The organism is Psychrobacter sp. Ps4 (assembly GCF_022129285.1).
GTDB lineage: Bacteria > Pseudomonadota > Gammaproteobacteria > Pseudomonadales > Moraxellaceae > Psychrobacter > Psychrobacter immobilis_A.
In genome coordinates, this window is sequence record NZ_JADQAK010000006.1 from 51,332 (window position 1) to 63,674 (window position 12,343).

Here is a 12,343-nt window from a genome sequence, read left to right on the forward strand (position 1 = left end):
TGTACTGATCTATGAGCAGTCCATATATAGTGTTTTGATAATTCTGATATAGATATGGTAAAACCATGAATAATACAATGAATTCCCCAGTCATCGTTGCCTTAGATAATATGACGATGGAGGCATCGATAGCATTAGCTGATCAGTTAGATCCAACATCATGCCGCTTAAAAGTGGGTAAAGAGCTATTTACTCGCTGTGGTCCTGAGATAGTTAAGGCGCTACATCAGCGTGATTTTGACGTATTTCTAGACTTGAAATTCCATGATATTCCTAATACTACCGCTCAAGCGGTACTAGCGGCAGCTGAGCTTGGCGTATGGATGGTGAATGTGCATGCCAGCGCAGGCTTAGAGGCGATGTCATTGGCTAAACAGCGCTTGTTAGACGGTAACTTTGATACCTTGCTGATAGCTGTCACCGTGCTGACCTCTATGGATAATCAAGCATTGATGCAAACAGGTATTACCCATGGTCTAGATGCGCAAGTGAGTCGATTGGCACAATTAACCAAGCAAGCAGGTCTTGATGGCGTGGTCTGTTCAGCGCAAGAAGCTAAAACGCTCAAGACACTATGTGGTCAAGATTTTAAATTGATTACCCCTGGTATTCGCTTGCTAGACGACAATGCAGATGATCAAAAACGTATTTGTACGCCGAAACAGGCGTTAGATGATGGTTCTGATTATTTGGTGATTGGTCGTTCAATTACTCAGGCAGCAGATCCTGCCGCTAAATTACAAAAGATACTCCGAGGTATTTAGATACTTATAAAATATTTTTATATTTACAAAGTGTTTAGCATTTTATAGTGTCAGCATGATAAAAAAGACAGCCTAATCCGCTGTCTTTTTTTAATTTTTGCAGGTATATCAAAAAGTGCTAAACTATTTACGTTTATTTAATGATATTAGAACTTATGAAATTACAGATTTTAAGTGACTTACATATTGACAGTTATGCGCGTCAGTCACATCCGCTAGGGCATATTCCCAAAACTGATGCAGACGTGGTATTAGTCGCGGGCGATACTGCCAACAGCGATAGTGGTATGCCATGGCTACAAGAGCAGGCAGCACGTTTGCAAGTGCCTGTGATTACCATAGCTGGTAATCATGAATACTTTAATGAAGATGTACTACATTTTGATAAAAAGCTGGCGACTTGGGATAATTATAATGCCCAGTCGCAGCAAGGCGTCCGTTTTCTACAGTGTCAACATATTGATATTGGTGACATACGTATCCTAGGTTGTACTTTATGGACAGATTACCAATATCAGGCCAATGAAGATACTATAGCTGCTGCTATGCGCTTTATGCGTGACTATAAACAAATCTATGCTGGAGGCGAGCTTTTTTCACCTGAAGTATCGATGCAAATCCATGCTAAGCAGCGTCAATGGTTAAAGCAAGCATTGATCACCGCCAAAACACTTGGCAAAAAAACTGTTGTGATGAGCCATCATAGTATCAGTCCATTATCGGTGTCTGAGAAGTATGCGAATTTACCAAGTAATGCAGCTTTTGTCAGTGATTTGTCTGGCTGGATGCATGAAGATTGGGCGCCAATACTATGGGTACATGGACATACACACGAAGCATTTGATTACCGTATTGGTAATACACGAATCATTGTCAATCCACGTGCGTATCCAAATGAGGTGAGCAGCACTGCATTAGCATTTGCGTGGGACAAAGTCATTGATATCGGCTAAGTAATTTTAGCCTCTTGAAAGTAAAAATATTTTTAGTTATTTGTCACCTTGATTCGTATTTTTTAAAATAGTGAATATAAAATAGCGCTTATTTTAAAGTCTAACCGCCTAGACTCGTAAGCAATATTACAATTGAACTGATATTTTGTTCATTCATATCAAAAAATCTGCTACGCTTGTTACCATGAGCAAATATCTCAATAACACTCCCTCAAAACTGTCTGCTGAAAAGCTTGCGAGTCATACTCCAAGTGCTCCGGCGCCTTCACACTTGCCTGATAGTATGATTTCCTCAGTCAGCTTATTGCCTGAAGATAAACGGCTGATTTTATTTACCAGACATTCCTTACGTGAACGCTCTGATGGCAATGGTTTTGCCAGTTATCAATTACCCTTAACACCTAAAGGTCGAGTACTAGCGAAGTCGTGGGGGCGTTGGTTGGCAGGGCATTTACCGTACTCGCTTGATGTAGATAGTATCTCAAGTCCGATTGGACGCTGTATTGACACGGCGCAGCTGATGCAAGCAGGTGCGGGACTACAACGTGATATTACGCATCAGTCATTGTTGGTCGAGCCTGGCAGCTTAGTGACTGAGCCTGAAATAGCAAATCCAGTATTTAAAGAAATTGGCGTGCTCAACTTTATCAATCGATTTTTGCAAGGCAATCTTGAAGGTACCAAAAACGCTTACCAAGGCGGTCTCGATATTTTATCGCTGTTTTATCAATATCAGCCGCAGCAAGGGCATCTCATGCTTGCTGTTAGTCATGATACTTTGTTGTCTGCTTTTTTAGCAGTGATGTTTGATGTGGTCGAGATTGATTGGAATGATTGGCCAAAGATGATGGAAGGCGTGTTTTTGTGGTTTGATGATAAGCCGTTTGAACAAGCCAGTGCACACTTCGTTTGGCGCGGTGAAGTATATGTGCGCCCGATTCATACTTTATTAGAAGATTACCGTGCTGCCGGCTTTCATCCTAATACATTGCTCTTACCACCAGAGGTGAAATGGATCTAAATACTATTTAATCTAAATACTATTGAAAAGATTACTACTCATTTTTCAAGCAGACATAAAAAAACCTTGCCCCAGTATTAGAACCAGTGACAAGGTTTTAGTCATCACGCTATAAAGGCGAGATGTGGTCTAAACGTTACCAATCTTAAGCTTGTAGGCCTTTGATAGTTTTGTTCAGGCGGCTCTTACGACGAGCAGCTTTATTCTTATGAATAATACCTTTGTCAGCCATACGATCAAGAACTGGTACCGCTTTTTTGTAAGCTTCGGTAGCCGCGTCATAATCTTTAGCTGCGATAGCCGCATCAACACGTTTTAAGTAAGTACGAACCATAGAGCGTTGTGACGCAGAGTTCTGACGACGTTTGGTGTTTTGACGGGCGCGTTTACGAGCTTGTGCAGTATTAGCCACGCGAATCTCCTTGATAAAGACAGATAAAAATATGAATGTGGATTACAATAAAAAAGGGTTTAACCATCATCGGTAACGAGCAGCCGTCTCGCCAAACATGATGTCGATGTCTAATATTAAAGTACCTATCTGTTATTAAAGGCACCTAAATTAGCAATAGAGCATCGCAAGCGCCAAAACTGTTTGGAATAATTAAACAGCGTTAACGTGTAAAGCCGGTTATCTTAGCAAATTATCGCCCTTAGAACAATATATTTGATGATTAATGCTTAAAGAAGTTGTGTGATCATATATATGACAGTTTTTGTGTCTCTGCTCAGCTGTTTTTTGAAATACTTATCAATATTGTTGCACTAAAAACCGCTTATGAGTGAATAAATCGCTTAGCCGATAAAATCTCTTACAATAAATTCTATAGAATACCCTCAGTTATGCGTTAATTTAGGTATGATACTAGGGCATGTCCTCAATTCAATCGATGGACTTCTAAATGGGCTAAAAGTGGCTGAATCTTGCCAAACAATGTTAAAAAAAATGTCAAATAGCTGGTTAATATCCCGATACTGTTTACTATTTCGATAGTATCTGCGCTATTTTCCTCATTTGACTATGATTTATCTCATTTTTATCACCATTTTCAAAATGAGGGTAAGCCCTAAGATGAAAAGCTTTGGTGATAGGCTTTAAAATCAGATTTTTCATTATCATCTATTTTCTAACACACTATAAATGGATAGGCTATGCAGCGAAAAGCAATTGTAATTGGCGCGACAGGATTGGTCGGACAGCATCTTGTCAAACAGCTTAGTGAGCTTTATGACACGTTAATTGTGATTGCAAGGCGTCCGCCACGCTATATCAATACCAGCATGCGCTTTTATCAGGTTAATGATTTTGATAATTTGGCTGAAATATTTGCCAGTGTTGGCGTTGATCGAAAGACGGACGCTTTTAGCTGTCTTGGTACGACTAAGAAGCAGGCTGGTAGCGATGAGGCCTTTCGAAAGGTTGATCATGATTATAATGTCAATTTTGCTAAACTGTGCCAAGACAAAGGTGTTGAAAATTTCTTTTTGTTATCATCCATGAATGCTGATATTCATAGTCGGTTTTTATACAATCGCGTAAAAGCTGAAACTGAGCAGTCTATTATGGCGCTAGGTTTTACGCAGCTAGTTATTTTCCGCCCGTCCTTGTTACTTGGCAAGCATAAAGGTCGTCCGCTTGAAAGTATTGGTCAAAAAGCCTTTCAGCTGATATCGTCCTTAGTTTCAGAATCATTGTCACTGCATCCCATTTCCGCCAAACGCGTTGCCATTGCCATGGCGATGAGTGCGCATGATGTTTATCAGCGTAATAAATACCGTACTGAACCTGCTATCCAAACCACTGATATCATCGAAAATAAGCAAATGCTAGCGATGACTAAAGTTAAAAAATAGCCTAAGTATTAAGTTAAGGGAACGATTAAAATTAAGCGCCAGTCATAAATAATCAGTCATGAATAACCAATCATACATAACAAGGAGCGTCACTATGTCAGACATGCCAGAATCAATAACAATGGATAAAGAGAACTTTGTGACCTGTGATTTATTGGATGCCAATCCTGAGTCGCAGGTGTGTTTGCCTAATATCGAAGGTAAGTCTTTTCATAGCTTTGGTGGCAAGGACAAGTTCTGCGGTGAAATTGTGACGGTGAAATGCTTCGAAGACAATAGTCGCGTCAAATCATTGCTAAATAGCGATGGTAAAGACAAAGATGGTAACGGTAAGGTATTGGTCGTTGACGGTGGTGGTTCGATGCGTTGTGCGCTGTTAGGCGATATGATTGCGCAGTCAGCGATTGATAATGGCTGGGCGGGGGTTATCGTGTACGGCTGCGTCCGTGACGTTGATGATATGGCAGCAATGGACATCGGTGTTATGGCGCTTGGTTGCATTCCGCGTAAATCGAATCGCCGCGATGAAGGTCAAACCGATATTGAAATTAGCTTTGGTGATTTAACACTAAATTCTGGTATGTTTGTCTATGCCGATAATAATGGCATTATCGCTAGCGACAAGCCATTAATTTAACACCAGCTTAATAAATAGCACTCAAAAACCTCAGCTTAGCCGTTGAGGTTTTTACATTTAATCATCCTGTCTTTATATACGAATATAATCTTTATCAGCTATTTGGCTATTGGTTTTTTAATAAAAATGCTAAGTGACAAACCGTTACGGCATAAATTTTGGTAATTGCTGAAATATTCGTATAATAGCTCTCTGACTCTTAACATTGATCCTACTCTTTATGCCTATCACTGCTTTGACTGACGCGTTTGAACCAATTAACCAGCAGTTGTTTCCTATCCAGAATGCCGAGCGGCGTTGGCTGGCACCTGTGCATGGTGCAGTCAGCAGTTTGTGGCTAGCAAGTCTGGTGCAAACACCGCTATGGAATGTTGCCGACCGATTAAAAGTTGTGGTGACGCGTGACCAAAACCAGCTCAATCAGATAGAGACGGAATTGGCATTTTGCGGCGTCGATGCTTATGTGTTCCCCGATTGGGAGACGTTGACCTATGATGAGCTGTCACCACATCAAGATATTGTTAGTGAGCGTATCAATCTATTAACCGATATGCCAACTTCAGGTGTGCTATTGATATCTGTACAAGCATTAATGCATCGTGTAGCACCGCCAAGCTGGCTGATTGGGCAGCATTTTGATTTGAGCGTTGGTGATCGATTTGATATCAATACCCAGCGCGGATTGTTGGCAAAGGCAGGTTACCGCGCCGTTGAGAATGTGTTTGAGCCGGGTGAATTCGCGGTACGTGGCAGTATCATTGATATCTTTGCCATGGGTCAGCCGTTTCCACTACGTTTAGATTTGTTTGATGATGAGATTGAGACCATTCGTTTTTTTAATCCGCAAACCCAGCGGACATTGACCGTTGATGACCTCAAAACAATGATGAGCGGCAACGATAGTAGTATGGGCAAAGAGTCACTATCACTGCTACACAAGTTGCCAGATATCTCAAAACCTATCGAACAATTCCAAATATTGCCAGCAAAAGAGTTCCCGCTTGATGAAGGGCGTGAGACGTTTCGTACCAACTTCGCCACGATGTTCCCTAATGCGAGCAGCCGTAAGTTCGAGCTACATAAAGACGTCATGGCAGGTATCGCTAGTAGCGGACTTGAATATTATCAGCCGCTATTTTTTGATTTAAAAGCGTGGACAGCAGAGAGTAGCTTATTTGCTTACTTACCAAGCGATGCGCTGTTTATCACTGATGAATTGATTAATGAAAAACAGGTAGATTACTGGTCACAAATTCAGCGCCGTTATGAAGAGCGTCGTCATGATATCGATAAGCCTATTGTCGCGCCTGAGTTGCTGTATTTATTGTCAAATACTCTTAACGAACATCTTAATCATTATCCACGCGTGATTCTCAGTGAGCGCAATGAGTTGGCTAGCATGACGGATGTCGCTGCGATTGACAGCGATGATTCGTTATTGAAAGATGCTTCATTGTTAGCAGATGGTTCATTGCTGGAAGTTGAAGAGCAGTCAGATTCACAGCCACAATTGCCACTGACGGCAAATAAGCAGCAAGGCTTGGTGACGCTCAGTGCGCAAGAGCCGCCACAATTGGCTGTTAATCACCAAAAGTCTGAGCCTCTTACCCAGCTATTAGAATTTTTAGAGTTACAAGCGCAAACAGCGACGCCAGTATTAATTGTGGCAGAAACAGCGGGTCGCCGTGAGATTCTTATTGAGCTGTTCAAAGGCAAGATTGACATTAAGGCTTATGACAGCTTTGCAGCGTTTCTAGCAGCGGACAAAACCAACAGCGTTAAAGGTAATAAGCTACCGCAGGTTGGTTTAACCGTTGCGCCCATTGAGCGTGGCGTCTATGTTCCTGAGCGTTTGGTGCTGATTAGTGAGACGCAATTATTTGGTCGCCAAGTATTGCAAACACGCCGTCGTCGTCAAAGCGGGGTGTCCGAAGAGTTCTTGGTTAAGAGTGTTACCGAGATAACCGAAGGCAGCCCAGTGGTGCATATCGAGCATGGTATTGGTCGTTATAATGGGCTGATTACGTTAGATGTGGGCGACGGTGAGCAAGAGTTTATTCACTTAAAATATGCCGATGATGCCAGTATTTATGTGCCCGTTGCTAACTTGCAAATGATTAACCGTTATAGTGGCGGTGACCCAGCACTTGCGCCATTGCACAAAATTGGTAGTGGCAAATGGGATAAAGCTAAGCAAAAGGCGCTAGAGCAAATCCATGACGTAGCGGCTGAACTGCTTAATATGCAGGCGCGTCGTGAAGCTAAAGTCGGTATTCATTTTAAAATAGATGCGTCACAGTATGAGCTCTTTGCCAGTCAATTTGCCTTTGAAGAAACGCCGGATCAAGCCAATGCCATTCATGCGGTGATGGAAGACATGCGACAAAACCAACCAATGGATCGGCTCATCTGCGGTGATGTGGGTTTTGGTAAAACAGAAGTGGCTATGCGGGCAGCATTCATTGCCGTCAGCGCCGGTTATCAGGTAGCGGTGCTAGTGCCGACGACCTTGCTGGCCGGTCAGCATGAAGACAATTTCCGCGACCGTTTTGCTGATTGGCCAGTGCGTATCGAGACGCTATCGCGCTTTGGCGGCAAAAAGCATCAAGAAACGGTGTTGACAGATTTAGCAGCAGGTAAAGTCGATATCGTCATCGGTACCCATAAACTGTTACAACCTGATGTGAAGTTTTCTAATCTAGGTTTGATGATTGTCGACGAAGAACATCGCTTCGGGGTGCGCCATAAAGAGCGTATCAAGGCGATTCAGACTGATGTGGATAGTATGTCGATGACAGCAACCCCCATCCCTAGAACGCTCAATATGGCGCTCTCAGGTATGCGTGACATGTCAATTATCGCGACACCTCCAGCACGACGTTTGGCGATTAAAACCTTTGTCATGCAAAAAACGGATGCGTTAATGAAAGAGGCTATCTTGCGTGAGCTATTGCGCGGTGGGCAGGTTTATTTATTACATAATGATGTGGCGAGCATTGAGCGTATGGCAGAAACCATACGTGAATTGGTGCCTGAAGCGCGAGTAGGCGTGGCTCATGGGCAAATGCAAGAGCGCCAACTTGAGCAAGTGATGCAGCAGTTTTATCATAAAAAATTCAACGTCCTGATATGCTCTACCATTATCGAAACCGGTATTGATGTGCCCAATGCCAATACTATCATCATTGAGCGCGCCGATAAGTTTGGCTTGGCACAATTACATCAGCTGCGTGGTCGTGTCGGTCGTAGTCATCATCAAGCGTATTGTTATCTACTTGTGCCTTCTATCAAAGGTCTAAAAGGCGATGCTAAGCGCCGATTGCATGCGATTGAACGTGCCAATACCTTAGGTGCAGGTTTTATGCTGGCTAGCGAAGACTTAGAAATTCGCGGTGCTGGCGAAATACTTGGTAAGCAGCAAAGTGGTAATATGCAGGCGATTGGTTTTAGCTTATATATGGACATGCTGGAGCGTGCAACAAAAGCCATTAAAGCGGGTAAAGAGCCTGATTTAAGCACACCGTTGTCGCTGACTAGTGAGATTAATCTGCATAGCTCAGCATTGATACCAGAAGAATATCTACATGATGTCCATCAGCGTTTGTTATTTTATAAGCGTATCAGTAATGCCGATGATAAAGAGGCATTGATTGATATTCGTACCGAAATGATTGACCGTTTTGGTACATTACCAGAGCAAACTAAGCAGTTGTTCGCCATCCACGGACTGCGTATACAAGCTGAGCCGCTCAAAATCAATAAGATTGATGCAAATAGTAATAGCATGACATTAGAGTTTGCACCTGATACGCCAGTCGATGCCTTGGCAATTATTAAGTTGATTCAGAGCAATGGTCAGCGTTATCGTATGAACGGTGCTTCTGGTATTCGTTATCAAGATGCTGATAAACTGGCAACGCCGCAACAGCGCGTCAGCGCAATTCAAGAGTTATTATGCTATTTTAGCGAGCATATGGTGGCAGAGTCAGCGTAGTTGTTTTGGTATTTCGGCATTTTGAGAGCTCAGCAATGATTTTTAGTAGATTAAATCAGCTCAATAAGTCAGCTAGCCAGTGCCCAAGTAGGACGTCAAGACAATGAGTCATAGCGCTATTTTATCGGTCGGATAACTGATAAAATAGCGACATCCTATATTTAGCCTATTGTTTTTTATTAAATTAAATTCTGCTTTTCTAGATTTATATTCCTTTTATCTGAGTGTCATAACAAGAGAACCGTCATTATGTTCCAACTTCATCATAAACTTGCTGCCGATAGCTTTTTAGTGGGGGATTTCCCATTATCAACTTGTCGTTTAATCAATGATTGCCAGTTTCCTTGGTTAATATTAGTGCCGCGCGTATCAGGTATCAAAGAGTTATATGAGTTATCTGAAGCTGATCAAACACAGTTTTTACGTGAGTCAAGCTGGTTGTCGAGTCAGCTAGCCAAGACCTTTCAAGCTGATAAAATGAATGTAGCAGCACTCGGTAATCAAGTGCCGCAACTTCATTTTCATCATATCGTTCGCTATCAAAACGACATGCAATGGCCAAATCCAGTATGGGGCGTTCCTGCTATTCCTTATACTAAAGAGGTGTTGGCGCAGATGCAGCAGACGTTAATGATGGCGCTACGTGGTCATCATCAAATGCCATTTGATTGGCAAATGTAATAAATACCTGAGTAGTAATAGGTCGGTAAGTTGATTGGCAAATTGATAATGATACTCTATTGGCTAGGCCTCGATTAACTAGGTATCAATTAACTGGGCATCGATTGACCCATCAAAATAACTAGAAAAATGACTAAACGTTTAAAGTTAAGCTTTATTTTGGTGTCTTAGTCGTTTTACGGTTATGTGCCAACGTTATGCTCGGTTATTACATGACTTAATTTTTATATATTAATAGGTTTTAAGTATTTGAAATCCAGATAAATATTATCTGGATTTTTTGTGTTTGGCTCAAACGATATGTCTTATAATCCTGATTTAGTAGCGTATTAAGACAAGATGAGTGATGAGTGGTAGGCTTTTGGCTATCAGTGACATGGGTTTTGTTGCATTTAAAAAGTATAATGTAATCATTGATTAATTTTATACACAACTTGGCATAGAGGCAGGTAGTACGCGTGTGCTATCCTCAAGCCTTTTAATTTTTTACATAGCCTGTTTTACGTGAGCGAATACTTCATATGCCTTTTTTAGACACGCTGAGACCAAATCACTCTTCAAAAAATGAAGGGATTTATCGATTTGACTATCCAGAAGTCTTCGTTTTAATACTTACGGTCATACTCCTCGCTGTACATTTTAATTTTAGACCTACTTCAATGGCACTACTCGTTATTGTTTGTCTGCCAAGTTTAATGATTTTGATTTATAACTATCGCCGCCAAAAAAGCTTCTGGACGTCTAACATTGTTATCATTTTACTATCGGTAGTTATTGGGTCGATACAGTTTTGCACGGTTATTTCGCTTAGCTTAGCTGCGCTCATAGCACTCAGAATTATTATTAGTAGCCCTGAAAATCATTTAAAACTGATTACCGTTTCCGTAATAACCGTCATTGTCTTCTATTATGTTAGCGTTACCCTAAGCAGTGCTGATATAGATTGCCACGAAGGCTGGACCACACCAATAATATTATTAGCCAGTATGATCGTCATACTGTATCAGTTTTGGCATGTGTACCAAGAGTATATTGGTTATGAAACTCGTGCTCATCAGGCTGTTGGACGATTAAGCACGATGGTCTCCGTCATTAATAAGTTGACGCGCTTCATACCTCCGCAAGTTTGGGAGCCTATCGTAAAATCTGATAGCCCAGTTACTGTTGCTAATAAGCGTGCTAAGCTGACGATTATGTTCTCAGATATCGTTGGCTTTACGGAGTTGTCAGATAGTTTGAGCGCTGACAATTTGGCTGATATCTTAAATACTTATATGCATTGTATGACATTGATAGCAAACAAGCATGGCGCCGTACTTGACAAATTTATTGGTGATGGCATGGTGTGTTTTTTTGGTGAGCCAAATAGTCGCGGTGCGCGCCAAGATGCTTTAGACTGTATTGCAATGGCAATAGATATGCGTCGCGAGATGCGAACTTTGAGGCAGAAATGGCGCTTGATGGGCTTTGAGGGGTTGTACATCCGTATCGGCATCAGCACAGGTTATTGCCATGTTGGTAATTTTGGTAGTAATAACCGTCTAAGCTATACTCTTATTGGTAAAGAGGCCAATCTCGCGGCAAGACTTGAGTCGAGCGCTGGTAAAGATGAGATACTGGTCAGTGAGAGTACTTACGATTATATCTGTCATAATTATGACTGTCAGCATGCGGGTGCGTTCAAGTTAAAAGGTTTTGATAGCAAGGTAAATGCATGGCAAGTGCTGGATCCAGATACGTATAAAGGTCATTTATCAAAGTGGGTTGATCACACACTACCAGGTTTCAATTTGCATCTAAATTTTAAAGATATGAAGGATAATGATTATCAAGATATCAGAGCACGCTTAAATTTTGCGCTTGAACGTGTCGAGCAGGAGCAAGAAAAAGTGGCAACTGACATAGCGGCAGCAAGCAAACGTAATGACAATCAATGACAATCGTCCAAAAATAATGTTTATAAAATCAAGCGCAAAAAAGCCAGCTACTATTATGATAGCTGGCTTTTTTATCTAATGAAGTAAACTGTAATATTAGGACATGTTCTAGCGTTTAGTGGTTTTCTTTTGCATGGTTGAGCGTATATTTAGGAATCTCAATGGTTAAGTCTTCATCATCGAGCATGACCTGACAAGATAGGCGTGAGTCAGGCTCTAACCCCCAAGCACGATCTAATAAATCGGCTTCAATATCATCCATTTCATCTAAACTATTAAAACCTTTACGGACGACCACATGGCATGTGGTACAGGCTTTTGACATCTCACATGCATGTTCAATTTTAATGCCTTTTTCCAATAGCGCTTTACATAAGTTGCTGCCAGCTTCTAGCTCGACTTCAGCGCCTTCAGGGCAAATTTCATGATGCGGTAGTACGGTAATTTTTGGCATAAATCGTCTTTCCAGTGCTAATCAATTAAAAGAATAAAAAATGAGCTT

General features: G+C 41.5%; 10 protein-coding genes. 8 read left to right on the forward strand and 2 right to left on the reverse strand.

Annotation, left to right across the window (positions count from 1 at the left end):
• Window positions 1–65 precede the first annotated feature (65 nt).
• The 3 genes from pyrF (at window position 66) to I3252_RS05095 (ending at window position 2,738) form a co-directional block, all read left to right on the forward strand.
• The gene (gene pyrF / locus I3252_RS05085; protein ID WP_045445053.1) at window positions 66–764 is read left to right on the forward strand and encodes an orotidine-5'-phosphate decarboxylase; all 699 of its coding nucleotides are present in this window, start codon (window positions 66–68) and stop codon (window positions 762–764) included.
• Window positions 765–919: 155 nt separating this feature from the next.
• Entirely contained in the window at window positions 920–1,717 is a 798-nt protein-coding gene (locus tag I3252_RS05090) for a metallophosphoesterase (protein WP_227685441.1), read from the forward strand.
• Window positions 1,718–1,901: 184 nt separating this feature from the next.
• Window positions 1,902–2,738, forward strand: coding sequence for a histidine phosphatase family protein (locus tag I3252_RS05095; protein ID WP_238034423.1), 837 nt, complete (start codon window positions 1,902–1,904; stop codon window positions 2,736–2,738).
• 145 nt (window positions 2,739–2,883) lie between these two features.
• Here I3252_RS05095 and rpsT read toward each other — a convergent pair whose 3' ends face one another.
• A complete protein-coding gene (rpsT, locus tag I3252_RS05100) occupies window positions 2,884–3,150 on the reverse strand; it encodes a 30S ribosomal protein S20 (protein WP_010200097.1) in 267 nt (88 codons plus the stop codon).
• 740 nt (window positions 3,151–3,890) lie between these two features.
• On the opposite strand from rpsT, the gene I3252_RS05105 reads away from it, so the two are divergent.
• The 5 genes from I3252_RS05105 (at window position 3,891) to I3252_RS05125 (ending at window position 11,841) form a co-directional block, all read left to right on the forward strand.
• Window positions 3,891–4,592: an NAD-dependent epimerase/dehydratase family protein gene (locus tag I3252_RS05105; protein WP_238034424.1), complete on the forward strand. Its 702-nt coding sequence runs from the start codon at window positions 3,891–3,893 to the stop codon at window positions 4,590–4,592.
• Window positions 4,593–4,695: 103 nt separating this feature from the next.
• Window positions 4,696–5,229, forward strand: a complete 534-nt coding sequence (rraA, locus tag I3252_RS05110) for a ribonuclease E activity regulator RraA (protein WP_238034502.1) — start codon at window positions 4,696–4,698, stop codon at window positions 5,227–5,229.
• Window positions 5,230–5,449: 220 nt separating this feature from the next.
• Entirely contained in the window at window positions 5,450–9,223 is a 3,774-nt protein-coding gene (gene mfd, locus I3252_RS05115) for a transcription-repair coupling factor (protein WP_238034425.1), read from the forward strand.
• A gap of 249 nt (window positions 9,224–9,472) precedes the next feature.
• Window positions 9,473–9,904: an HIT family protein gene (locus tag I3252_RS05120; protein ID WP_045445060.1), complete on the forward strand. Its 432-nt coding sequence runs from the start codon at window positions 9,473–9,475 to the stop codon at window positions 9,902–9,904.
• 659 nt (window positions 9,905–10,563) lie between these two features.
• A complete protein-coding gene (locus tag I3252_RS05125; protein WP_227678077.1) occupies window positions 10,564–11,841 on the forward strand; it encodes an adenylate/guanylate cyclase domain-containing protein in 1,278 nt (425 codons plus the stop codon).
• Between the two features lie 115 nt (window positions 11,842–11,956).
• Here I3252_RS05125 and fdx read toward each other — a convergent pair whose 3' ends face one another.
• On the reverse strand, window positions 11,957–12,295 hold the full coding sequence (gene fdx / locus I3252_RS05130) for an ISC system 2Fe-2S type ferredoxin (RefSeq protein WP_045445066.1): 339 nt from the start codon (window positions 12,293–12,295) through the stop codon (window positions 11,957–11,959).
• Window positions 12,296–12,343 lie beyond the last annotated feature (48 nt).

What these genes read in the sequence shown, in the direction of transcription:
- pyrF (WP_045445053.1), top strand. Translation starts at nt 66, where the DNA reads ATGAATAATACAATGAATTCCCCAGTCATCGTTGCCTTAGATAATATG.
- I3252_RS05090 (WP_227685441.1), top strand. Translation starts at nt 920, where the DNA reads ATGAAATTACAGATTTTAAGTGACTTACATATTGACAGTTATGCGCGT.
- I3252_RS05095 (WP_238034423.1), top strand. Translation starts at nt 1,902, where the DNA reads ATGAGCAAATATCTCAATAACACTCCCTCAAAACTGTCTGCTGAAAAG.
- I3252_RS05105 (WP_238034424.1), top strand. Translation starts at nt 3,891, where the DNA reads ATGCAGCGAAAAGCAATTGTAATTGGCGCGACAGGATTGGTCGGACAG.
- rraA (WP_238034502.1), top strand. Translation starts at nt 4,696, where the DNA reads ATGCCAGAATCAATAACAATGGATAAAGAGAACTTTGTGACCTGTGAT.
- mfd (WP_238034425.1), top strand. Translation starts at nt 5,450, where the DNA reads ATGCCTATCACTGCTTTGACTGACGCGTTTGAACCAATTAACCAGCAG.
- I3252_RS05120 (WP_045445060.1), top strand. Translation starts at nt 9,473, where the DNA reads ATGTTCCAACTTCATCATAAACTTGCTGCCGATAGCTTTTTAGTGGGG.
- I3252_RS05125 (WP_227678077.1), top strand. Translation starts at nt 10,564, where the DNA reads ATGGCACTACTCGTTATTGTTTGTCTGCCAAGTTTAATGATTTTGATT.
- fdx (WP_045445066.1), bottom strand. Translation starts at nt 12,295, where the DNA reads ATGCCAAAAATTACCGTACTACCGCATCATGAAATTTGCCCTGAAGGC.